Raw genomic sequence first — 24,049 nt, 5'->3', positions numbered from 1 at the left:
GGGCGGATGTTTTTTATTTGGACGCTAACAGGTCAGCAAACGCTTTTGCATACTGCGGAAGGTCGGGCGGGCGGCGGCTTGATACAATGTGGCCGTCAGTTACGACAGCTTCATCCAGCCACTGTGCCCCTGCATTTGTCATGTCGTCTTTGATGCCGGGCGTGCTCGTTACTTTTTTTCCTGCAAGAATTCCGGCAGATATAAGCACCCAGCCCGCATGGCAGATCTGGCCGATCGGCTTTTTCTGCTCGTTCATCGTACGGATGATGTCCAAAACTTCGGGATATCTTCGCAGTTTGTCAGGAGCCCAGCCGCCAGGCACGAGCACGGCATCATACTCCTGAATAATCAGGCTCTTAAAATCGTAATCCGCCGTCGCGGGCACGCCGTATTTTCCTTTGTATGAACGGCCCGCTTCTTCTCCTATTAAATGAACGATCGCGCCTTCCTCTCTCAGCCGGTAGACGGGATACCAAAGCTCTAAGTCTTCAAAATCGTCACTGACAAGCGCTATGACTTTTTTGCCTTCTAATCTCATCACTGCCACTCCCTTCTTTTATATTAGTGTATCGCTTTTTTCAGATGAGGAAAAGAAACAGCTCGTTACAGCTGTTCTTCGTCTTCAGACTGAATCGTAAATTTCCGTGTGACCTGCTGCAGTTCTTCAGCCATATGCGCAAGCGTTTCGGCGGATGAACTGATTTCTTCCATGGAGGCCAGCTGCTCTTCAGCTGAGGCGGCGATGTCTTGAATGCCGGCGGACCCTTCTTTGGCGACTGAGGTAATGTCCTCCACTGCGTTTGTCACATTTTGCGACCCGGCTGCAAGCTGCTCAAGCGTTCCGTTCATATGCTGCAAGGCGCCTGAAATCTGAGTCGTCATTTCTGAGATTTTTTTGAAGCTTTCGGCCGTTTGATCCGTAATATCGAGGCCTTCCTTCACATCTTGATTCACCGCTTGGAATACGGAAAGCGATGTGGCGATTTCTTTGACGATTTCCTGAATCAGCGTTTCGATTTCCTTCGCGGAGCCGGCGGATTGTACGGCAAGCTTTCTCACTTCTTCCGCAACGACGGAGAAGCCCCGCCCGTATTCGCCTGCTCTGGCCGCTTCAATGGCCGCGTTTAAGGCAAGCAGATTTGTTTGATCGGCAATGCCGTTAATGACGTTCAGAATGCTCTTAATGTCGTGCGACTTCGTTTCCAGTCCTTTTACGACTGCTTCCGCCTGCTGTACGGAACGATCAATTGTTTTCATCTGGCCGACCGTTTTCGCCACTAATTCTTCTCCGCTTCCGGCCGTTTCAGAGGTTTGGATGGCGGATTCAGTGATTTCTGCCGATACATTCGCCGTCTCGGCAATGCCGGCATTCATTTTGGAAAGATGATCAGCACTTTCTTCCAATTTCTCGCTTTGTGATTCGTTTCCGTTTGAGAATTGTTCAATCGCCAGAGTAATATGCTCTGTCGCCTTGCTTGTCTGTCCGGCGGATGCCGTCAGCTCTTCGGATGAAGAAGCGACATGTTCGACGGATGATTGGATGACACCGATGACAGACCGGAGTGATGCCGACATCTCATTGAAGCTTTGGCTGAGCTGCCCGAATTCATTTTTTGACTTGATGTCAATGACTTCCGTTAAATCGCCGTCACTGATTTTAGCTGATGTCGAGACAAGTTTTTTGAGCGGTTTTGCAATCGAGCGAATGATAAAAAAGATTAAAATACCGCCGACGATAAGAGAAACCGCCAGGATGATCAGCGCCATTTTCATGACAGGCGAGGCTGCGTCATGGATCTCACTGACAAAAAATGTGCCGGCGATTTTCCAGCCCGTCAGTTTGTTTGTCGTGAAGGCCATTTTCTTCTGCTGTCCTTCAAACATGTATTCAAACGATCCGCTTGATTTGGAAAATACCTCTTTCGTCCACTCTCCGGAGCCTTCCGTTCCCGCTTTTATAGTCGGATGGGCGATGTATTTTTTATCCCCCGTTGTAATGAAGGCAAATCCTTTATGACCGATCTGGACGCGTTCGGAAGCGTTCAGCAGGTCGCCCAGATTAATATCAAGCGCCACAACGCCTGATCCGTCTTTTGTCTGCTGGGCAATCGTAACGACCGTCTGTCCGGTTGCAGCGTCTTTATAAGGCTCGGTAAACACCGGCTGTCCGCTTTTTTCAACCGCCTTTGTATACCACTCGCGCGTGAGCGGATTATAATCGGACGGCATGTCAGCGGACGGATATTTCACAAACGCTTTGTCGCGAGACGCGGCGTAAATTGACGCGACATCGCCATTTACGGTGACATACTGCTTCATATTGTCGAGCAGTACCGATTTATTTTTCGTGTTCAGTTTTTCCTTTGTGATTGATTCGCTGTAGTAGTCAATCGCTTTCAGCTTGCCTTCGAGCATGTTTTCCAGCACGCTGTTCAGTTCGCTGACATTTCCCTGGGCGCTGTGGGTCAGTTCTCTTTCTAATGTACTCCCCGCCGTTTGGTAGCTGAAGTAGGCGAGTATGCCGACCGGAAGCACCAATACGGCTAAAAATGCCGCGATCAGCGGCTTGCTGATGGATGGCTGTTTGATCCAATGTATCAGTTGTTTCATTTTTTCAGTCTCCTTCTTTGAAAAGCTAAATCTAATATCGTCAGATAGGACAAAAGATTTATTAAAAAAACTAAAAAAAACACCCAAACAGCACATTTGGGTGTTCTATGACCTATTAATCTATTTTAAATCGTTTCGTCATATCACGTAATTCTTCCGCCATCTGGGATAACGTTTCCGAAGACGAACTGATTTCTTCCATTGAAGCCAGCTGTTCTTCGGCAGAGGCCGCGATATCCTGAATGCTGGCGGAGCTTTCTTTTGCGATGGACGCGATTTGCTCAGAAGCTCCTGAAATCTGCTGTGATCCTGCTGTCAGCTGTTCTACCGTCGCATTCATATTTTGAATTTCTCCGGCGATCTGGTTCGTCATTTCAGAAATCCGTTTGAAGCTCGTTTCGGTCTGATTCGTAATATCCAGTCCGCTCTCCACCTCTTTATTGACCGATTGGAACATGCCGAGAGATGTATTGATTTCGTTGACGATTTCTATAATTAAGCTTTCGATTTCTTTCGCTGAATCGGCAGACTGGACCGCAAGTTTTCTGACCTCTTCGGCGACGACTGAGAAGCCCCGGCCGTATTCACCCGCACGCGCGGCTTCAATTGCCGCATTCAGCGCAAGAAGGTTTGTCTGATCAGCGATTCCGTTAATGACACCGAGAATGTTTGTAATGTCTTTTGATTTTGTCTCAAGTCCGCGCACCACTTGTTCAGCTTCTTTCACTGACCGGTCAATGACGTTCATTTGGCCGACCGTCTGGTGGACGAGCTTTCCGCCTGAATTGGCGACTTCCGCTGATGTGACGGAGGATTCGGTAATGACGGCAGATGCTTTCGCCATATCTTTAAGCCCGCTGTTCATTTGATAAATATGTTCCGCCGCGCTTTCGATATTTTCACTTTGGCTTTCATTTCCGTTAGAAAATTGTTCGATCGCCAGTGTGATATGTTCCGTTGCCTTGCTTGTCTGCTCCGCTGAAGCCGTCAGCTCCTCTGAGGAAGATGCGACGTTATTCACGGAATCCTGGATGGCATGGATGAGAGACCTGAGTGAAGCGGCCATATTGTTAAAGCTTTTGCCAAGCTCGCCTAATTCATCTTTTGACTGAATCTCGATCGTTTCTGTTAAATCGCCTTCACTGATCTGTTTCGATGATGTCACAAGCTGCTTGAGCGGTTTTGTGATTGAACGAATAATCAGCACCATGACGATGGTTCCGATGACAATCGCTAATACGAGAACGAGCAGGGACAGATGAAGGATCGGCAAAGCCGCTTCATGAATTTCGTCCAGATACATCGTTCCGGTAATCTTCCAGCCTGTCAGCCCGTTCGTATCATAAGCCATTTTCTTTTCCTGGCCGTCGTATTTGTATTGAAAATCACCTTTTTTGCTGGTGAACAGCTGTTCAGCCCACTCCCCGTTTAGTACTGTGCCTGACGCACGGTTCGGGTGGGCGACCACTTTTTTGTCTTTCGTCAGGATAAAAGCGTAGCCGGATTTTCCGATGTTCACTTTCTTTGTCGTTTTCAGAAGCTCATCGATTTTCATATTGATGGCGACGACCCCTGAGCCGTCTTTCGTCTGCTGAACGACCGTCACGACCATCGTATTGGTGGAAGCCGTGCGGTAAGGATCTGTTACAACAACTTTCCCCTTATTTTCCACGGCCTTTTTATACCAGTCTCTTTCAAGCGGATTATATCCTTTAGGCATCTGCAGATCCGGATACCGTGTGAAATGTCCTTCCGTGTCACTCGTATAGATGGATTCCACGTCTTTATTAATCTTCATGTACTCTGTGAATTTATCGGTAATTTGCGATTGGTTTTTCGGCTTGTACCGATCCTTTGTGAGCCAGTCGCTGAAATATGCCGTTCCGTCTTCCTTTTGGCTGATGCTTGTGTTGATCATATCGTTAATCTGCTGCACATTATCTAGTGCGCTTCCCATCATCTGCCTGTCAAGCGTACTTACCGCCGATTGATAGGCGATAAAAGCCAGCGTTGAAATAGGAAGAATGAGAATGGCCAAAAAAGAAATGAGCAGTTTTCTTGTAAGCGATCTCTGCTTGATGATTTGCACAATTTTTTTCATCTGCTATATCTCCTCTTGCGTGTTTACCCTTCATATCGGCAATTATGGGTAAATATACACATCCAAAAAGAAGAAATATAACGAAACATACTTTTTACCTATTACAAAATTAGTCTTTTAGACTTAATTAAGAGTTTATCTTAAAACGCTTTGTCAGTTCGCGTAATTCTTCCGCCATTTTTTCCAGCGTGACGGCTGAGGAACTGATCTCCTCCATGGACGCAAGCTGCTCTTCAGCTGAAGCCGCGATGTCCTGAATGCCGGCCGCGCTTTGTCTGGAGACTGCCGCGATATCCTCTGAAGCGTTTGATACTTCCTGAGATCCGGCAGAAAGCTGTTCCACGGTTGCATTCATATTTTGCAGTTCACCGGCAATCTGATTTGTTTTAGCGGAAATGTCCCGGAAGCTTTTTTCCGTTTCGTCCGTTAACTGAAGTCCGCTTTTCACCTCGTGATTGACGGATTCCAGCATTCCGAGCGAAGTATGAATTTCTTTGACGATTTCATGAATTAAGGATTCGATTTCTTTCGCTGAATCTGCGGATTGGACGGCAAGCTTTCTCACTTCTTCGGCAACAACTGAAAAACCGCGTCCGTATTCTCCCGCTCTTGCCGCTTCAATGGCTGCATTTAAAGCAAGCAGATTCGTTTGATCGGCAATGCCGTTAATGACGCGCAAAATGCTGGTGATGTCCTGCGATTTGAGTTCAAGCCCTTGTACGACTTGCTCCGCTTTACTTACGGATTGGTCAATGGCGCCCATCTGGCCGGCTGTTTTCTTGACAAGCCGCTCACCGGCGCCGGATATCTCCGCCGATTCAATTGACGTTTCCGTCACCACGGCTGCCGCTTCCGCCAGATCGCTGAGCCCGTCTTTCATCTCATTCACTTGTGCTGTCGCTTTATCAATACTCTCACTTTGGTCTTCCGTTCCATTAGAAAACTGTTCAATCGCAAGGGTGATATGTTCCGTTGCTTTGCTCGTCTGCTCAGCCGAAGCCGTCAGCTCCTCTGAGGAAGAAGCGACATGTTCAACAGAGTCCTGAATTCCCTGAATAAGCGAACGGAGTGAATCTGTCATATGATTAAAACTTTTACCGAGCACGCCGAGCTCATCTTGAGAGCCGACATCAATGGTTTCCGTCAGATCCCCGCTGCTGATTTTTTCCGCTGAAGCTACGAGACGTTTTAACGGTTTGGTAATTGAGCGGATGACAAAATAAATGAAAATCATCCCTGCGGCGATGGCTATCGCCAATATGATAACGGCCAGAGTCAGAACCGGTCTTGCCGCATCTTTGATTTCATCCACGGACATGGTTCCGCTGATCTTCCAGCCCGTCGCTTCATTGGTCACGTACGCCATTTTTTTCGCTTTCCCGTTCAGCGTATATTCATAGTCGCCTTTTTGCCCGCTGTATAATGTATCAACCCATTTTCCCGATACCGCCGCGCCGGCTTTTTCATCACTGTAAGCAACGGCTTTTTTATTTTTGCTGAGGATAAAGGCGTATCCTTCTTTTCCGATGTTCACTTCTTTTGTCATCGTGATGAGATCGTCGATTTTTATATCAATGGCGACGACGCCTGATCCGTCTTGCGCCGCGCGGGCCATGGTGACGACCATCTTTTTGTTTGAGATGGACTCATAAGGGTCCGTGATGATGGTTTGGCCTTTATTCTCCATGGCTTCCTGATACCAGCTTCTTTCAAGCGGATTGAAATCGGCCGGCATATCGGCATGCGGATAACGGGTAAACGTTCCTTCCTTGCTGCTAGAAAATATGGCGGACGCTTTATCATTGCTTTCAATAAACTGTTTGAACCTTTCTTGCATTTCCGTTTGGTTTTTTTCTTTAAATTTAGCGCTTGTCGCCCATTCGCTGAAATATGCTGAGCTTTTTGTAAACATTCCGATCCGGTCATCAATCATATTGTTTAAGATTTGCACATTTCCTTCGGCGCTTTCCATCATTTGCTTTTCAACGGATGAAGCCGCCGAACGGTAGGCGCCGGCAGCCAATACTGCTACCGGAATAATTAAGATCAGTAAAAATGAAATAATAAGTTTTTTGGCTATTGATTTTCTGGCGATTTTTTTTGCTGTTTTTTTCAATTTTGTAAACCTCTTTCAATCATTTACTGTTTATATCGGCCGACTCCCTTTTTATTACATTGAAAATTAAGTCATAAATGAAAAATAGTTCTATGTACTCCCTTTGTATGTAAGACTTTTTATTTAATTATCCGGCTGTCACTATAAAAAAGGACGCCTTCCACCTGGAAAGCGTCCTTTTTTACTAGTTGATTTTAAATTGTTTCGTTAATTCCCGCAGTTCTTCGGCCATTTGCGCCAACGTATCGGCGGATGTGCTGATTTCTTCCATTGATGCAAGCTGTTCTTCTGCGGATGCGGCAATATCCTGAATGCTTGCTGCGCTTTCCCGTGATACGTCCGCAATATCCGTCACTGCAGCTGAAACGTGCTGAGAGCTGTCTGACAGCTGTTCAACCGTGCCGTTCATCGATTGAAGCTTCTCGGCGATATCGTTCGTCATGCCGAAGATATTCTGGAAGCTTTCTTTCGTGCGGTCCGTCACGGCAAGTCCTGATTGAACTTCTTCATTGACGGATGTAAACATGTGAAGCGATGTATTGATCTCAGCCGTGATTTCCTGAATGAGTTTTTCAATCTCTTTGGCAGAACCGGCGGATTGGACGGCAAGCTTTCTCACTTCTTCGGCTACTACTGAGAAGCCCCGCCCGTATTCACCGGCTCTTGCCGCTTCAATGGCTGCATTTAACGCAAGCAGGTTTGTCTGATCGGCAATGCCGTTGATGACTCTTAAAATATGAGCGATGTCTTTTGATTTGGCCTCAAGGCCTTTTACAACCGCTTCCGCCTGCTGGACCGATTGATTGATGAGATTCATCTGCCCGACGGTTTGCTGCACATATTCTTCCCCGGTGCCGGCAGCTTCCTTCGATTGTTTAGATGCTTCCGTAATGGATGATGATGTGCGGGAAACGGCGGCGAGTCCGTCGTTTATATGATTCAGCTTGGATGAGCTTGAATCGACTTTTTCGCTTTGCTCTTCGTTTCCGTTTGAAAACTGCTCAATCGCCATTGTAATATGTTCCGTCGCTTTGCTTGTCTGCGAAGCTGAAGCGGTCAGCTCTTCCGATGACGCGGCCACGTTGTCGACAGAGTTTTGGATCGCGCTGATCAATCCGCGCAGAGATTCTCCCATTTCATTAAAGCTCGCGCCGAGTTCGCCCAATTCATCTTTCGAGCGGATATCAATGGTTTCAGTCAAGTCTCCGCCGCTGATTTGTTTAGAAGAGCGGACAAGCCGTTTCAGCGGTGACGTAATGGATCTGACAATCAACAGAATTAAAATTCCCCCGATGATAATGGATGCTGCAAGGACAATCATCCCCATCGTCAGCACCGGTTGTGAGGCGTCTTTAATTTCGTTGAGCTCCATGCTCCCCTCTATTTTCCATCCGGTCAGTTTATTTGTCGTAAACGCCATTTTTTTATTTTGATCATCGAGCTGGTATGAAATAATGCCGCTGTCTTTGCTGTATACCTCATTCAGCCACGGGGTTGAAACTTTATCGCCCGGTTTGTGGTCTTTATGCGCGACATAGGTTTTATTTTTGGACGTGATAAACACGAATCCTTTTTGCCCGATTTTGATTCCCTGCATCTGCTTCAGCAGCTGGTCAATCGTAATATCCATGGCCACTACGCCTGTTCCGTCCTGCATCTGCTTTGCCACGGTAACGACCATGCTGCCGTCGCTTGCCGCGGTGTAAGGGTCGGTGACAACGAGCGTGCCGCCGGCCTTCACAGCGTCTTTATACCAAGTGCGTGTTCTCGGATCGTAATCGGCCGGAGTATTCTCCTTCGGCGCCTGTGCGTAGCTGCCGTCTTCCGTACCTCCGTAAATGCGGGCTACGTCCTTATGAATAGACGTGTATTGCCCGAACTTTTCTTCAAGAGCAGACATGTTTTTCTTTGAGAAGGATGACCCTTTTAACGTTTCACTGAAAAATTCAATCGCCTTTGCTTTTGCGCCGATATCATTTGTAATGGTTGTGTTAAAAGATTCGATGTTATTTTTCGCGTTGCCTGAAATCTGATCATCCAGCGAATTGCTCGCCGTATGGTATGAACTGAATTCTAACACGAGAATCGGTATGATTAAGATCACGATAAATGAAATGATTAATTTACGTGAAATCGATGCCTTTGTGCACCAATTAATGAATTTTTTCATATTAAGCTGCTCCCTCAAGTGTGATACCTTATATATCGGCTCAGTCTTCACATTTTGTTAACATTTCCTCCTTTTTTATGACTTGATTTTCATTGCCCAAGCTTCCTGCATATCTTATAAAAAAAGATAGGGGGCGCGCAGATGATTATCATATCCGGCCAAGTGCTTCGGCCTCAGGACATCGCGAACTGGCAGACGGAAGAAAGCCTTGTTCCGTATATAAATGACCTGCTCAATTCTCCCGTACAATTCGATTACGGGTCGATTGCTGAACTGATGTTCGAGGTGCGGCTGCGCCGCCATATTGTGGAAGCCGCAAGAGAACTGCACGGATCAGGTGTGAAATTTGCAACTTTCGCCAAAACATACGGAAATACGGCTTATTGGAGACTGACGCCGGAAGGAGCCCTGGAGCTGAAGTACAGGATTCCCGCTTCAAAAGCGATTCGGGACATTATTGAAAACGGGGCGTTTTACGCATTTGAATGCGCTACCGCCATTGTTGTGATTTATTATCTGGCCGTCTTAAAGACAATCGGTGAAGAACGGTTTAACCGGCGTTTCCGGGATATCACTTTGTATGACTGGCACTATGAGCATCTGCCGATCTACACGGAAACCGGCAGCCACTTTTTACGGGGAGATTGTTTATATTTTAAAAATCCTGATTTTAACCCTGCAAAGGCCCAGTGGCGGGGAGAAAATGTCATTGTGATGGGGAATGATCAATATTTCGCCCACGGTCTCGGGATTCTGACCGCTGAACAAATCATCCAGAGATTGAATTCTTTAAGAAAAAAAAATGCCGTGCAGCCGGCTTATCTGCTTAACCAGGCAACAAGGCTTGATGCACCCGCGCTTTATCAGATCATGCATTAAAACAATCCCATCGTCTGTCATTTTGACGATGGGATGTGAAATGCTTTTCTTTTCCGGTAAAAAGCCGTCGTGCCGAGCGCTTGGTTTGCAGCCCATTCAAACTTCTCTAAATCATGGCGGGTGACGGCTCTGTCCCGTCTGCTCCATTTAATGGCGCGGACAAAGTAATACCCTTTAATCGGCGCCATGGTGACTTTGGAATGCGGAAAATCTTCAAAGACAAACTCAATAGTTCCTCTTTTTTTATAGGACATTTGAAGAATCTTCATCATCCATCACCTCACGATTTCTGGATTATGATTCGCACAATCCGTCCAAAACGGTTTTCACGTCTGTCGGCCCTTCAAGTTTCGCGGCGGACTGGCCGGCCCATAAAGACATATACTCCGCGTCTCCTGATTGAGCCGCGTGCCCGCGCATCGGCTTTGTCAGCGTATTATGCAGCGGATAAGGCAGCGTTTTTCCCTCGTCAGCTTCATATGTTTTCATGAACTGATTCACGATTCCCCGCGCCTGTTTTCCCGAAAACAGGGTGGTCAGCCGCGTATCGGCTCCTTTTGATTCGGCAATGGCTTTTTGGTATGCCGGTGAGGCGCTGCTTTCTTCACAAAGGAGAAACGGTGTTCCTACTTGAACGCCGTCCGCACCCAAACATCGGGCCGCCTGCACCCCGCGGCGGTCAAAAATGCCGCCTGCCGCAATCACCGGGATATCCAGCGCGTCTTTAGCCTGCGGAATCAGCGCCATAAGGCCGAGAGCCGGTTCTCCTTTAACCGGCAGAAACGACCCGCGATGCCCGCCGGCTTCTATTCCCTGAAGGATAACGGCGTCCATTCCCCGTTCTTCAAAAGCCTTCGCTTCCTCCGGCGTTGTCGCTGTGCCGAAAAGGAAACAACCGCTTTTCTTCAGCTTTTCCGCCGTTTCTTCCGGCGGCAGGCCGAAGGTGAATGAACACGCTTTGACTCCGTAACGGATCAGAAGCTCCGCTTTTTCCTCGAAATCATTCCATTCTTCTTTCAGATCAGAGAACGGCTTGGCGTCTTTTGCCCTCGGAATGCGGGCTTTCCATTTTTCAACAAGTTCCGCCTCAGGCATCTGTCTTTCTTCCGGGACGAAAAGATTTACTTGAAAGGAGCGGTCCGTCAGCTCTTTCATCTCGATAAGCTGTTTTTCAAGCGCTTGCGGGCTGACGTATCCTGAAGCGAGGCTTCCGAGCGCCCCTTCATTTGATACCGCCGAAGCCAGACGCGGCGTGACCAGCCCGCCGGCCATCGGGGCCTGAATGACGGGCTTTGTTAATGATAACGGACTTATCCACTCACTCATTTGTTTTCCTCCGTTTCAGCCAGTATTTTGATATAACATGTTCTGTTTCGCGGACCGTCAAATTCGCAAAAATAAACGCCCTGCCATGTTCCGAGTATCAGGCGCCCGTCTTCTATGATGACATGCTGAGAGGCGCCGGTTGTACTCGCTTTCATATGTGCCGCCGTATTTCCCTCCATATGCCGGTCCAGTTCGTGCTCCCACGGATACATTTCATCAAACCTTCTGAGCATATCCCTCTTCACATCCGGGTCGGCATTTTCATTGATGGTAATGCCGGCGGTGGTATGGGGACAGTATATGAGCGCCAAACCGTTTTTTACGCCTGTTTCGCGGAGAAACAATTCGGCTTCATGTGTGATGTCGATCATTTCATCCCTTTTTTTTGTTTGAATCTGCAATTTTTTCAGCATATGAATGCCTCCTTTCTTTTTCTCTTCCTTTCCCATATTCGTTTCTGTATTTGTCTTTTCCTGTCGGATCGCGATGATAAACGCAGATCACAAAAAACTTCAGCCTCGGGACTGAAGTTTTTCACCATATATATACGCGGGCCTCATAAGGCTTTAAGAGGAAGGATGTCACATGGCGGTGCGCTTCTGTTTCCGCGTTTGCAAGCACGAGAGAAGCGGAGTCAAGCGGATAACCGGGATGCCTGTATAAAGCGGGGGTTCGGGACAGATTTGTGATGATCAGGGCGGTTTTTGTTCCGTTTTTTCTTAGATAGGCATAAATCTGCCGGTCATTCGGAAGCAGCAATTCATATGTGCCGCTGATCAATACGCCGTGTTCTTTTCTGAGGGCGAGCAGCCGTTTGTAGAAATGGTATACGGATGTTTCATCCTGCAATTGTGATGCAGCGTTCAGCCATGTGTGATTCGGATTCACTCCGAGCCACGGAGAAACATCAGAAAACCCGCCGTTCGCCTCATCGCTCCATTGCATCGGTGTCCGTGAATTATCCCGGCCCTTCTTCCAGATGATCTTCATCACTTGTTCATGCGGAACGCCGCGGGACGTCTCTTTTTCATACAGATATTTAATTGCGGCGTCATCATAATCTTCAATGGATGGGAACGAAACATTGGTCATTCCGAGCTCCTGCCCCTGGTAAATAAACGGCGTGCCTTTCATCAGCATATACATCGCGGCGAGTGCCTTGGCGCTTTCTGTCAAAAACCGTTCGTCACCCCATACCGAAACGGAACGGGGCTGATCATGGTTCTCCATAAATAACGCATTCCAGCCCTTTCCTTCAAGGCTGTTCTGCCAGTCGGACAAGACGCGCTTAAGCGCCGGAATGGAGATGCTTTGATCATCTTCCGTATCCCAGAGGCCGAGATGTTCAAATTGAAAAATCATTTGAAAGACGCCGTTTTCTTCACCGGCCCAATCAGCCGCCTCCCAAGCCGCCACTCCGTTCGCCTCGCCGACCGTCATGATCGGATAGCGAGAAAATGTTTCCCGCTTCAGCTCTTTTAAGAGATCCATTATGCCTTCCCCATTCATATGATACGGGAAAGACGGGACGTACGGGAGACCGTCCGGGTTCGGCATGTCAGGGAGCCCTTCTTTTTTCTTAATGTGAGAAATGGCATCCACCCGGAAGCCGTCTATGCCTTTATCAAGCCACCAGCGGACCATCTCATAAACGGACTGCCTCATCGCTTCGTTTTCCCAATTTAAATCAGGCTGTTTTTTGTCAAACAGGTGCAGGTAATACTGGCCGGTCTCTTGATCATATTCCCACGCCGATCCGCCGAAAATGCTTTCCCAATTGTTCGGCTCTTTGCCGTTTTTTCCGTCTCTCCAGATGTACCAGTCCCGTTTTTCGGAATCTTTCGCTGAGCGTGATTCGATAAACCAAGGGTGCTCATCGCTTGTATGGTTAATGACGAGGTCTATAATCAGCTTCATGCCGAGCGCATGGACATCCGCAAGGAGCCGGTCAAAATCCTCCATCGTCCCGAATTCGCCGGCAATTTGTTTATAATTCCGAATATCGTAGCCGTTGTCCGCGCCCGGCGAGTCAAAAACGGGACAAAGCCAAATCACATCCGCCCCCAACTCTTTTATGTAATGAAGCTTTGCTCTGATGCCGTTAATATCGCCGATTCCGTCCCCGTTCGAATCCATAAAGCTTCGGGGATAAATTTGATAGACGGCCGCCGTTTTCCACCAATCCGTTTTCATACCGACACTCCTTTCTTTACAGCATATGAAGGAGCGGGACGAAGAAGCATTTTTTCCATAAAAAAAGCCTCATTGCAAAAGCAGGAGGCTCAGAAATCAGTTTTTTTAATTTCAACGAAGCGGATATGATGGTCTTCCGCTTCCAGCACCTTAAATTCACACCCTTCGGCATGAAACACATCACCATTTTTCAGCTCCATTTTTTGTGTTAAGAGCCAGCCGGCAATCGTGTCAATGTCTTCATTTTCGATGGCGATATCAAGGAGATCATTCACCTCTTCTATGAGCGCCTTGCCGTCCATCACATAATGGTGTTCGCCTTTTTTGACGATGTGGGGCATTTCATCCTGGTCATATTCATCACGGATTTCCCCGACGATTTCCTCCAATATGTCTTCGACGGTCACAAGTCCCGCCGTGCCGCCGTATTCGTCAACGAGAATCGCCATATGAATCCGCTCCTTCTGCATGCGGATCAAAAGCTCCTGAACGGGGATGCTTTCAATGACTCTGATGACCGGACGCATAATTTCTTTTAATTCAATGGAGCGGCCGAGAAAATACGCTTTAAATAAATCCTTATTGTTAATAATGCCGAGAATGTGATCTTTGTCTTCCTTAATAACCGGATATCGCGTATACCGTTCGTTGATGATCAAATGTATGGCTTCATCAACTGACTGTTCAAGCGAGATGGCGGCGATTTCGGTGCGCGGCACCATGATTTCTCTGGCGACCCGATTATCGAATTCAAATATTTTATTGACGTAACGGAATTCAGATTGATTGATTTGACCTTTTTTATAGCTTTCGGACAAAATCAGCCGCAATTCTTCTTCACTGACCACGACCTCATGTTCTTTCACCGAATGAAAACCGAACAGCTTGACCAAAAATCCGGCTGAGCCGTTTAACAGCTTAATAAACGGGTACATCACTTTATAAAACAGAATGAGCGGTTTCGCCGTCCACAGACTGACGGCTTCGGCTTTTTGAATGGATATCGTTTTCGGCGCAAGCTCTCCGATGACGACGTGCAGATACGTGACGGCGATAAACGCCGCAATAAACGTGACGACGTGCGTAATAGATGACGGCATTCCGATCAGGCTGAAAACAGGATGAAGAAGCCGCTGAATCGTCGGTTCACCGAGCCAGCCGAGTCCGAGCGCCGTAATCGTAATGCCGAGCTGGCACGCTGATAAATATTCATCGAGATTTGAAATCACCCTGTGCGCCGCGAGCGCTCGGCTGTCTCCGGTTTCAACCAGCTCCGCGATTTTTGAACCGCGGATTTTGACAATCGCAAATTCCGCAGCGACAAAGATGGCCGTTAGTCCGATTAACAGCATAATGAGAATCAGTTTTAATATAAGCAAAAAAACCCCTACCGCAAACGGTAAGGGGCCACCTCCTTCGTGTTAATTCTCATCACGACCATTTAAGAAAATCATCACAAAACGAAGCAGCTCGAATAATGAAACGAGCGCCGCAGCCACATACGTCAGCGCGGCGGCGTTCAGCACTTTATTCACGCCGTGTTCTTCACTGTTGCGAATGAATCCTTCCGACACGATAATCCGCTTCGCCCTCGCGCTGGCATTAAACTCGACAGGCAGTGTGACAAGCTGGAAAAAAACAGCGGCCGAAAACAAAATAATGCCGAGTCCGATTAAGTTCAAGCTGCCCAGGAGCATCCCGCCCAAGAAAAGCAGAGGGGCAACCCCGGAGGCAAAATTGACGACCGGAAAAATTTTGTGCCTCAGCACAAGCGCGCCGTATGATTCCTGATGCTGCAAAGCATGTCCGACTTCATGAGAAGCGACGGAAATGGCGGAAATGGAGCGGCCGTAATATACCGGCTCAGATAAACGCACCACCCGCTCCGTCGGGTCGTAATGGTCTGTTAAAGTGCCTCTTACCGGTTCTACCGGCACATCATATAAACCGTTAATATCAAGAATCCGTCTTGCCGTTTCCGCCCCCGTCCGCTGACTGGAGGCTTCCACGTCTGAGTATTTCTGAAAATTGCTTTTCACTTTAAATTGTGCCCAAAACGACAATCCCAATGCAGCAATTGTTAAAAAGATAAACAGCATATTATCCTCTTCCTTTTTCTCTTATATCGTACGATCTGCTTATATATTATTTTAATGATTGCCCGCTTTCCTGTACAGAAATCCGCTTCTTTTTTCTGACAGGAATCAATCCTCCGAGCATGATGAGGATACACCCGGCCATTCCGATGTAAAACGGAAACGTGCCTGCGGTCTCTTTTGCAAAAACAAGCCATGAAAATCCGCCGGACATGTGATTGTATCCATTCAAATCGAAAATAAGCAATACGGCCGCCGAAGCGAGCAGCTGCGCTCCGGCCAGCGCCGCCAGCAGTTTTTGAATGACCGTCATTTGACTCACCCTTTTTCGGTCCGCTTTCTTTATCATATGAAAAAATAAGGGTGAATATGTTTTCGGCGATTTTTGAAAGACATCAAACGAACTGGGACATACTGTATAAAAAAAGATACAGGTGTGATCGACATGAAAGTGACAAATGGCGAGAAAGAACAGCTGAGCAATGCGATAGACAGAATGAACGAAGGGCTTGACGCCTTCATCCAGCTCTATAATGAATCGGAAAACGACGAACCTCTCATTCAGTTTGAAGATGAGACGGCCGATTTAATCAGACATGCGCGTGACTCATACGGCCAGGAACAGCTGGACGAAAAACTAAACACCATTATTAAGCAGATTTTATCCATCTCTCTGTCGAAAGAAGAGCCGGACGAATGAAATCAAACCGTATATTTATTTCCTGGCTGAGATGGCCGTTATATGTTCGGATCGGGCTGATCATTATCGCCTTGATTTTATTGTTCGGCCAACTCATATACATGCTCGAACCGAAGCAGTTCACGTCTGTGTTTGAAGGGGTTTGGTGGGCGGTGATTACGGTGGCTACAGTCGGCTACGGCGATTACGTTCCGCAGACGCCGCTCGGGCAGATTGCCGGCATGGTGCTTGTATTAAGCGGAGCGAGTTTTGTGACCGCCTATTTCGCCACGCTTTCTTCAGCCGTGTTCAGCAAACAGCACCGCTATGTCGAAGGGAAGGTCGCCTTTAAAGGCAAGGGGCACGTCATTCTTATCGGATGGAATGAAAAATCGCATATGCTGCTGAAAGAGCTGCAGCACATCGCACCGTCAAAAACTGTCGTCCTGATTGATGATTCATTAAGGGAAGGTCCGCTTATTGAAAACGTCCATTTCATCCGCGGACATGCCGCTGATGACAGCACGCTCAATAAGGCGAATATTACGGAAGCTGATACCGTCATTCTGACAGCGGACCAGCAGAAAAATGAATCCGAAGCTGATATGCTGTCGGTATTAACGCTTCTCGCCATCAAAGGGCTGCATCCGTCTGTTTATTGTATCGTAGAAATTTTAACGGAACGGTATGTCAAAAACGCCGAGCGCGCAGGAGCCAATAAGATTCTGTGCACATCACGCCTGTCGAGCCGGGTGATGTTTGAGCATTACCGGGTCAAGCTGCAGCTTGCCAAACCGCAAACGCTGTCAGATCTGACGCTGGAGAAAAAGGTGCGCATCATTCCCGTCCCCGAGGAACTAAAGGGCTCATCTTATCATGACTGCGCGCTCTATTATCTCAGACGGAATACCACGATCATCGGCATACAAAAAGAAGAGGGGCCGATGCTGACCCCTCCCCTGTCATACCAGGTGCTCGATACTGATCTGTTTTTGGCTCTTTAATGCAGCAGGACGTCTTCCAGCTCTTTCACAAGCGAGATGCCGATATCTGTATATGAGCGGTCAATTGCCGCATCCCGCCGTTTCGGCTCGGAGAATTGGTTGAATAATGACTCAAAAACACCGCCGCCTGCTGCATCATCCGTTTCCTGCTGATAAACGTGCCTGAGCAAAAAGGGTGTGCCGATTGTAACGGCGGCCCCCCGTTCATCCAGGTGTCCCTTATTTGCTTCAACAGGGATACGGAGAAATAAATAGCCGTCCTGATCGGAAATTTTGTAATCAAAGAACCCGCGGTCATACTCCCAGCCGCCTCCGATGGTATAACCGATCGGTTTCATCACCTGTTCCAATTCGCGGAGTAAAAACGATTGCCCTTCAAGTGAAGATGGTATGCTGATCATGTGCATATGCTCCTTTTTGTCTTTAGCGTCCCCGCTCTGCGGTATCTTCATACGGCGTCCGGGAAGAACCGGGAGCGGCAGACAGACGCTGAAAAGAGGTAACGGCGCATTCAATCAGAACATACGTCACAATTGCGGAGAGAACGGCTTCCGTTGAAATATAGAAAACGGCGGCATAGAGACAGCACTTCGTGATCAGCGTATGCATCCGGCCAACCTTCAGTTTCAGCCGGACCATGTCCGTAAACAAGCCGAGAGGAAAAGCGAAAAACAGGATGGTTTGCAAGAGGGATTCAGGAGACAGTTTTAGTGCCGAATAGACGATAGCGGCGGAACAGACGGAAATGAAGACATGCTTACATAAAAGCCGCATCAATTCATCATCACACCTTTCACGGTTTAAAAAAGGCTGACCCGTCATGCTGAGGGCCAGCCCTTCTTTTTATTTTTCAAGGCGTTTTTCAAGCTCTGCTTTTTTCTCTTCAAAGCCCGGTTTGCCGAGAAGCGCGAACATATTCACCTTATAGGCTTCAACACCCGGCTGATCAAACGGGTTGACTCCGAGCAGATAACCGCTCATCGCCACCGCTTTTTCAAAGAAATAGACGAGATATCCAAATGTATATGCATTAAGCTCCGGAATATTGACAATTAAGTTAGGCACTTTTCCGTCTGTATGGGCAAGCATCGTGCCTTCAAACGCTTTTTTGTTGACGAAATCGACCGTTTTGCCGGCTAAGTAATTTAAGCCGTCGAGATCATTTTCCGCTTCTTCAATTGTCAGCTCATGCTTCGGTTTTTCAACGTTTAATACGGTTTCAAACAGATCGCGTCTGCCTTCCTGCACGTATTGACCGAGAGAGTGAAGGTCTGTTGAGAAGTTTGCAGAAGAAGGATAGATGCCTTTTTCATCTTTTCCTTCACTTTCGCCGAAGAGCTGCTTCCACCATTCCGCAAAGTATTGCAGCGCAGGCTCATAGTTGATGAGCATTTCAATGGTTCTTCCTTTATTATACAGAACGTTGCGGACGACGGCGTATTGGTAAGCCGCGTTCTCTTCTAATTCCGAGCTGGAAAAGTCTTTGCTTGCATCAAGAGCGCCTTTCATCATTTCATCGATATCAGCCCCGCTTACCGCAATCGGCAGAAGGCCTACCGCAGTCAGAACGGAGAAACGTCCGCCGACATCATCAGGAATAACGAATGATTCGAAGCCTTCTTCATTAGAAAGCGTTTTTAAAGCGCCACGCTCTTTATCTGTTGTCGCGTAAATCCGCGCTTTCGCTTCTTCTTTTCCGTATTTTTCTTCAAGAAGTTTGCGGAAAATCCGGAAAGCGATTGCAGGTTCCGTCGTCGTGCCTGACTTAGAAATGACATTGATAGAGAAATCAGCGTCTTCCAAAAGATCCATAACATCTTTCATATAAGTTGAGCTGATATTATTGCCGATAAAGATAACTTGAGGGTTTTTGCGCTTATCTTTCGGCAGAACATTATAGAAAGAATGATTGAGCGCTTCAATCGCCGCGCGGGCGCCTAAGTATGAACCGCCGATACCCACGACGAGAAGCACGTCAGAATCTGATTTGATTTTTTCAGCGCTTTTTTTAATGCGCGCGAATTCTTCTTTATCATAGTTTTCAGGGAGGTCCACCCAGCCTAAAAAGTCGCTTCCGGCGCCTGTTTTTTCATGGATATTATGGTGTGCCGTTTTTACGAAATCACGTGCGTATGTAAGTTCATGTTCATTGAAAAAAGGTAACGCTCTTGAGTAATCAAAGCGTACATGCGTCATTTGCTTGTCCCTCCATCACGGTGAATTGTTTTCTCTTTCACTTTATATGAACTCACCCGCTAAATCAAGTCATGAAGAAGGCATGATGAATACGGGATTTGCGCTAAAGATGCGTTCATTTTTTATACAATATCCCGGATTCGAAATAGTTATATTTGTAATAATCGTGAAAGAAGTAACGAATCGAATGTTGGTGATCCAGGAACGTATCACCTTTACTTTGGAGCAGGTTGACATCCATCGCCAATACCGATGGGACGGTTCTTTTTATATAGTACTCCTCTTGAGAGGATGCCGTGCAGGTATATCAAGGAATAAATGTCCATTTTTAAAAATAGTGTCTATATTTGGGGTATCATGTTAAGATGAAAATAATTTTAAATCGGGAGGTGATTTTATGACTAAAACCATTGGTCTTATTTGTGGAAGTTTACGAAAAAACTCGTATAATCGAGTGATTGCTCAATCATTGATTGACTTCGATAATGCGGCTCAATTTCGCTGGGTTGAAATAGACAGTCTTCCTTTTTTTAACGAAGATTTAGAAATCGCCGGAGCACCAGACTCCGTAACATCCTTTAGAGCTGATTTACAAGACGTTGACGGCGTCATCATTGTAAGTCCATAGTACAATTCAGGAATTCCGGGGGTATTAAAAAATGCATTGGACTGGGCATCGAGACCGCGGACCTCTTCTGTTTTAAACAGAAAACCGGTTGGCTTAATCGGAGCAACCCCCGGAGGGTTCGGCACCTCTTTTGGTCAAATGCAAATGAGAGAAGTACTCGAAGCTATGCAAGTCAATGTTCTGCCCTTTCAAAAAATGCTGATTTCGCAAGTCCATGAGAAAATTGATTCCGCTCAAAACATACTTACGGATGAACAAACAAAACGTTATCTTCAACGCTATTTACAACAGTTCATCCATTGGATTGATCATGCTCCGGTTCCCGTTCCGGATTAATTGAAGGATCATCACCCTCACGAAAAGTCACCTCAGAAATAACTTTCTATCTATACAGCATATGAATAGATTTACCGTTTTCCATTGACCAACTGACTTGCCTTAATTCAAGGAGGATGATAAAATGTCTGATCTTTATTCCCGTCTTTCAAAAGATGATGCTGCCGTGCTTTTAGTTGACCATCAAACGGGCCTTATTTCCGGGCTCGTGCGTGACTATGGCGTTGATGAATTTAAAAACAATGTATTGGCTCTCGGTGATACGGCTAAATTCTTTGATTTACCGGTTATTTTAACAACCAGCTTTGAAAATGGACCCAACGGACCGCTCATGCAAGAACTCGTTGATCTCTTTCCTGATGCGCCAAAAATAGCCCGTCCCGGACAAATTAACGCATGGGACAATGAAGACTTTGTTAAAGCCATTGAAGCGACCGGCAAAAAACAGCTGATTATCGCGGGGGTGGTAACAGACGTCTGCGTTGCTTTTCCTGCGCTTTCTGCCATTAAAGCAGGTTACGAAGTGTTTGTTGTGACAGATGCTTCGGGGACGTTTAATAAGCAAGTAGCAGATGCTTCGTTAACCCGTATGGCTCATGGCGGCGCGCAGCTTATGAACTGGTTTAGCGCAGCATGCGAGTTACAGCGTGATTGGCGCAACGACGTTGAAGGTTTTGGCGCATTAATCTCCAGTCATCTTCCCGGTTATCAAAACTTAATGGGAAGCTATATAGGGGCGCAGCGGGACCTTAGTACACAAAATGCATAAAAAGGAGCGCTGATTGAATCAGCGCCCCTTTTTTAAATTCGCGGCTCTTCATCTTCATGATTTAGATTTCGTGTAAATAGATGACAGGCAATCGCAAAGTTAATTGGTCCTTTTCTGCTAAATGTACAGAAACAGGGAGTCAAATCCGCATCATGTGATACGGATGAAACGATTTCCATAGTTGTCTCATGGCAAAGGGTGTTTCACTTGCTCCTAATGAACTAATAGAAAATCCGGAAAGAGGGAATCCCAAAACGGTTACATCTGCAGCTTGAAAATCACTCCGGCCTGGAATGTGATCTTACAGTGACGCCTTTAAGATGGCAAGTACGTCATCTTTGTTCAGTTTTTGGAAATTGCCGAATCCGCCGTATTCCATTTCTTTTGCGGCGATGTCTGCGATCAGCTCAAGCTTGTCTTCGCCGATATCATAATCCGCAAGACGGGACGGCGCGCCGAGGCTTGACCAGAACGCGGACAATTTATCGATTCCTTCAAGCGCAATTTCTTTATCCGTTTTGCCTTCAGTATCAATGTCAAACATATTAAGCATGAGGTTTTTAAAACGGTCTACATTCGTATCAAGCGTGTATCTCATCCAGTTCGGGAACAGAATCGCAAGTCCTCCCGCGTGAGGGATGTCATAAACCGCTGATACGGCGTGCTCCATCGTATGGGAAGCCCAATCGCCGAAATAGCCCATTTGCAGCGTGCCATTTAATGCGATCGTACCCGCGTATAAAATCGTTTCGCGGTGCTTATAGTTCTCAAGGTCTTCCAAAAGTTTCGGCGCTGTTTCAATTACCGTCTGAAGGACCGCAAAACACATTCTGTCCTGAAGCGGCGTGTTTTCAACATTGTGGAAGTATTGTTCAAATACGTGGCTCATCATATCCACCATGCCGTATACGGTTTGGTTTTCCGGAACGCTGAAAGTATTCTCAGGATCTAAAATGGAGAAACGCGGATGAGTGACATTGCTGCCCCATACGAATTTTTCGTTTGTTTCCCAATTTGTGATAACGGAATCAGGGTTCATTTCAGAGCCTGTCGCCGCAAGCGTGAGCACCGTGCCGAACGGGAGCGCGTCCTGCGCCGTTACTTTTTTGCTGTAAATGTCCCATGCGTCGCCGTCATATTTCGCACCGGCCGCAATCGCTTTTGTACAGTCGATGACACTTCCGCCGCCGACTGCGAGAAGGAAATCAATCTCATGCTGTCTGCACAGCTCAATTCCTTTATTTACCGTTTCCAGACGCGGGTTCGGTTCAACGCCCGCAAGTTCATGAACGGTTGCGCCTTCTTCTTTTAAGATGCCTGTTACTTGGTCATACAGGCCGTTTCGCTTAATGCTGCCGCCTCCGTAAACAAGCAGCACGTTTTTCCCGTATTGCTTCAGCTCTTTTTTCAATTGGTCGATTTGACCTTTTCCGAAAATCAGTTTCGTCGGATTGTAGTACGTAAAGTTCTCCATTTATCATGACCTCCAAAAAAATCGTAAGGGAATTACTATAACACAGAAAAAAAGGAGCTGCCAATCCGGCCGCCCCCCTTTATGTTATTACAATGATGCTTTCAGTATCGCAAGCACATCTTCTTTCTGCAGTGACTTGAACTGTCCGAATGCTCCGTTTGCCATCGCTTTATCTGCAATCGTATCCAGCTTCTCATCAGAAATATCATAATCAGCGAGTCTGTTCGGAGCGCCGAGACTCGTCCAGAAATCAGACAGCCTGCTGATTCCTTCAAGTGCGATCTCTTCATCTGATTTGCCTGTCTCGTCAATATCGAAAACACGGACGGCAAGCTGTTTAAAGCGGGTCGGATTTTCTTTGAGCACATGTCTCATCCAGTTCGGGAACAGAATCGCTAAACCTCCGGCGTGCGGTATATCGTAAACCGCTGATACCGCATGCTCGATGTTGTGTGTGGCCCAATCCCCTCTTGCGCCCATTGACAGCATTCCGTTTAATGCGATCGTGCCTGTATATAAAATCGTCTCACGAAGCTCGTAGTTCTCCAGGTCATTGATCAGCTTCGGCGCTGTTTCAATCACCGTGCGCAGAAGCGATTCACACATCCGGTCCTGATACGGCGTGTTTGACGTGTGGTGGAAATATTGTTCAAACACATGGCTCATCATATCGACCATGCCGTAAATAGTGTGGTCTTTCGGAACGGTAAAGGTGTTTACCGGATCGAGAATAGAGAATTTAGGGTAAACGAGCGGGCTCCCCCATCCGTATTTCTCTTGTGTCTCCCAGTTTGTGATGACTGATCCGGAGTTCATCTCTGAACCGGTCGCCGCAAGTGTCAGCACTGTTCCGAACGGCAGCGCTTCTTTCGGCTGGTGTTTTTTCGTGACGATATCCCACGCGTCGCCGTCATATTTAGCGCCCGCCGCGATGGCTTTCGTGCAGTCAATGACACTTCCGCCGCCGACGGCCAATAAGAAATCGATGCTGTTTTCTTTACAGAGCGCAACACCTTTGTTCACTGTTGAGACACGCGGATTCGGCTCTACGCCTGCCAATTCATGTACGGTAACTCCGGCTTTTTTCAGCAGTTCGGTTACTTGATCATAAAGACCGCTGCGCTTAATGCTGCCGCCTCCGTATACGAGCAGTACGTTCTTTCCGTACGGCTTGATTTCTTCAGGAAGTTTTTCGACCTCTCCCTTTCCGAAAATCAATTTGGTCGGATTCCAATATGTAAAGTTTTGCATGACATCTCCTCCTTTGGATTTATATTATGCAGAAAGTTGACGTTCAATGTAAAGCAATCCGCTTTTTTGACGGCACATCACACGGTTTACAGACAGCGGCTTCCCGGGAAAGGCACTTGTACAGCTTGAGACAGTGTGTGATTTACACGGCGGAGAATGTAGTATGCATAGATTCTTTGCTTTGTCACAATCTATAACTGTTTCACGAATTTATAGAGGAG

The 24,049-nt window shown here is 47.0% G+C and carries 21 protein-coding genes and 1 pseudogene; 5 read left to right on the top strand and 17 right to left on the bottom strand.

The features are described from left to right. Positions 1-13 precede the first annotated feature (13 nt). The 5 genes from ACWJJS_RS05315 to tlpB (ACWJJS_RS05295) form a co-directional block, all read right to left on the bottom strand. Complete coding sequence (locus ACWJJS_RS05315; RefSeq protein WP_003152143.1) at positions 14-538, bottom strand: type 1 glutamine amidotransferase domain-containing protein; 525 nt, start codon at positions 536-538, stop codon at positions 14-16. Positions 539-603: 65 nt separating this feature from the next. Beyond that, positions 604-2,610 carry a methyl-accepting chemotaxis protein TlpB gene (gene tlpB, locus ACWJJS_RS05310; protein ID WP_182069434.1) on the bottom strand — a complete coding sequence of 669 codons (2,007 nt, stop codon included), beginning with the start codon at positions 2,608-2,610 and terminating at the stop codon, positions 604-606. Positions 2,611-2,725: 115 nt separating this feature from the next. Then, the gene (tlpB, locus tag ACWJJS_RS05305) at positions 2,726-4,711 is read right to left on the bottom strand and encodes a methyl-accepting chemotaxis protein TlpB (RefSeq protein ID WP_094247551.1); all 1,986 of its coding nucleotides are present in this window, start codon (positions 4,709-4,711) and stop codon (positions 2,726-2,728) included. A 127-nt stretch (positions 4,712-4,838) separates the two neighbouring features. Next, a complete protein-coding gene (gene tlpB, locus ACWJJS_RS05300; protein ID WP_173612853.1) occupies positions 4,839-6,827 on the bottom strand; it encodes a methyl-accepting chemotaxis protein TlpB in 1,989 nt (662 codons plus the stop codon). A gap of 184 nt (positions 6,828-7,011) precedes the next feature. Next, positions 7,012-8,997 carry a methyl-accepting chemotaxis protein TlpB gene (gene tlpB / locus ACWJJS_RS05295; RefSeq protein WP_454023377.1) on the bottom strand — a complete coding sequence of 662 codons (1,986 nt, stop codon included), beginning with the start codon at positions 8,995-8,997 and terminating at the stop codon, positions 7,012-7,014. 141 nt (positions 8,998-9,138) lie between these two features. On the opposite strand from tlpB (ACWJJS_RS05295), the gene ACWJJS_RS05290 reads away from it, so the two are divergent. After that, complete coding sequence (locus tag ACWJJS_RS05290; RefSeq protein ID WP_043867366.1) at positions 9,139-9,876, top strand: protein-glutamine gamma-glutamyltransferase; 738 nt, start codon at positions 9,139-9,141, stop codon at positions 9,874-9,876. 17 nt (positions 9,877-9,893) lie between these two features. Here ACWJJS_RS05290 and ACWJJS_RS05285 read toward each other — a convergent pair whose 3' ends face one another. From ACWJJS_RS05285 to ACWJJS_RS05255, 7 genes are all read right to left on the bottom strand, one after another. Then, positions 9,894-10,145, bottom strand: a complete 252-nt coding sequence (locus tag ACWJJS_RS05285; protein ID WP_003152131.1) for a hypothetical protein — start codon at positions 10,143-10,145, stop codon at positions 9,894-9,896. A gap of 25 nt (positions 10,146-10,170) precedes the next feature. Beyond that, positions 10,171-11,202: an NAD(P)H-dependent flavin oxidoreductase gene (locus ACWJJS_RS05280; RefSeq protein ID WP_326358883.1), complete on the bottom strand. Its 1,032-nt coding sequence runs from the start codon at positions 11,200-11,202 to the stop codon at positions 10,171-10,173. After that, a complete protein-coding gene (locus ACWJJS_RS05275; RefSeq protein WP_031306543.1) occupies positions 11,199-11,615 on the bottom strand; it encodes a secondary thiamine-phosphate synthase enzyme YjbQ in 417 nt (138 codons plus the stop codon). Before ACWJJS_RS05275 ends, ACWJJS_RS05280 begins: the two co-directional genes overlap by 4 nt. Positions 11,616-11,736: 121 nt before the next feature. Then, a complete protein-coding gene (locus tag ACWJJS_RS05270) occupies positions 11,737-13,395 on the bottom strand; it encodes a glycoside hydrolase family 13 protein (RefSeq protein ID WP_353575220.1) in 1,659 nt (552 codons plus the stop codon). Positions 13,396-13,484: 89 nt separating this feature from the next. Next, a complete protein-coding gene (locus ACWJJS_RS05265) occupies positions 13,485-14,774 on the bottom strand; it encodes a hemolysin family protein (RefSeq protein WP_007408640.1) in 1,290 nt (429 codons plus the stop codon). A gap of 42 nt (positions 14,775-14,816) precedes the next feature. Further along, complete coding sequence (locus ACWJJS_RS05260; RefSeq protein WP_003152125.1) at positions 14,817-15,494, bottom strand: zinc metallopeptidase; 678 nt, start codon at positions 15,492-15,494, stop codon at positions 14,817-14,819. Positions 15,495-15,540: 46 nt separating this feature from the next. Then, entirely contained in the window at positions 15,541-15,804 is a 264-nt protein-coding gene (locus tag ACWJJS_RS05255; protein WP_014305698.1) for a hypothetical protein, read from the bottom strand. 132 nt (positions 15,805-15,936) lie between these two features. Here ACWJJS_RS05255 and ACWJJS_RS05250 point away from each other — a divergent pair, with 132 nt between their 5' ends. Continuing rightward, positions 15,937-16,191 (top strand): protein mistic, encoded by a 255-nt coding sequence (locus tag ACWJJS_RS05250; protein WP_003152123.1) that lies wholly within the window; start codon positions 15,937-15,939, stop codon positions 16,189-16,191. Continuing rightward, positions 16,188-17,174 carry a potassium channel family protein gene (locus ACWJJS_RS05245; RefSeq protein ID WP_024085731.1) on the top strand — a complete coding sequence of 329 codons (987 nt, stop codon included), beginning with the start codon at positions 16,188-16,190 and terminating at the stop codon, positions 17,172-17,174. The genes ACWJJS_RS05250 and ACWJJS_RS05245 overlap by 4 nt, the downstream gene beginning before the upstream one ends. Here the strand turns inward: ACWJJS_RS05245 and ACWJJS_RS05240 are convergent. The 3 genes from ACWJJS_RS05240 to ACWJJS_RS05230 are packed head-to-tail and all read right to left on the bottom strand — an operon-like array spanning position 17,171 to position 19,370. After that, positions 17,171-17,575: a YugN-like family protein gene (locus tag ACWJJS_RS05240; RefSeq protein WP_003152121.1), complete on the bottom strand. Its 405-nt coding sequence runs from the start codon at positions 17,573-17,575 to the stop codon at positions 17,171-17,173. The genes ACWJJS_RS05245 and ACWJJS_RS05240 overlap by 4 nt on opposite strands. Positions 17,576-17,597: 22 nt before the next feature. Next, a complete protein-coding gene (locus ACWJJS_RS05235; RefSeq protein ID WP_070082274.1) occupies positions 17,598-17,996 on the bottom strand; it encodes a transporter in 399 nt (132 codons plus the stop codon). A gap of 21 nt (positions 17,997-18,017) precedes the next feature. Beyond that, a complete protein-coding gene (locus ACWJJS_RS05230) occupies positions 18,018-19,370 on the bottom strand; it encodes a glucose-6-phosphate isomerase (protein ID WP_007408647.1) in 1,353 nt (450 codons plus the stop codon). Between the two features lie 397 nt (positions 19,371-19,767). On the opposite strand from ACWJJS_RS05230, the pseudogene ACWJJS_RS05225 reads away from it, so the two are divergent. Beyond that, a pseudogene (locus ACWJJS_RS05225) lies at positions 19,768-20,334 on the top strand (NADPH-dependent FMN reductase). A 124-nt stretch (positions 20,335-20,458) separates the two neighbouring features. Further along, positions 20,459-21,103: an isochorismate family cysteine hydrolase YcaC gene (gene ycaC / locus ACWJJS_RS05220; RefSeq protein ID WP_454023376.1), complete on the top strand. Its 645-nt coding sequence runs from the start codon at positions 20,459-20,461 to the stop codon at positions 21,101-21,103. 301 nt (positions 21,104-21,404) lie between these two features. On the opposite strand, the gene ACWJJS_RS05215 is transcribed toward ycaC, so the two are convergent. Continuing rightward, a complete protein-coding gene (locus tag ACWJJS_RS05215) occupies positions 21,405-22,577 on the bottom strand; it encodes an iron-containing alcohol dehydrogenase (protein WP_039254091.1) in 1,173 nt (390 codons plus the stop codon). Between the two features lie 87 nt (positions 22,578-22,664). Then, positions 22,665-23,828: an iron-containing alcohol dehydrogenase gene (locus ACWJJS_RS05210; RefSeq protein ID WP_039254089.1), complete on the bottom strand. Its 1,164-nt coding sequence runs from the start codon at positions 23,826-23,828 to the stop codon at positions 22,665-22,667. Positions 23,829-24,049: the final 221 nt, after the last annotated feature.

The sequence above is a fragment of the Bacillus sp. JK106 genome (assembly GCF_053663355.1).
This window is presented reverse-complemented; position numbering and strand designations above follow the sequence as displayed.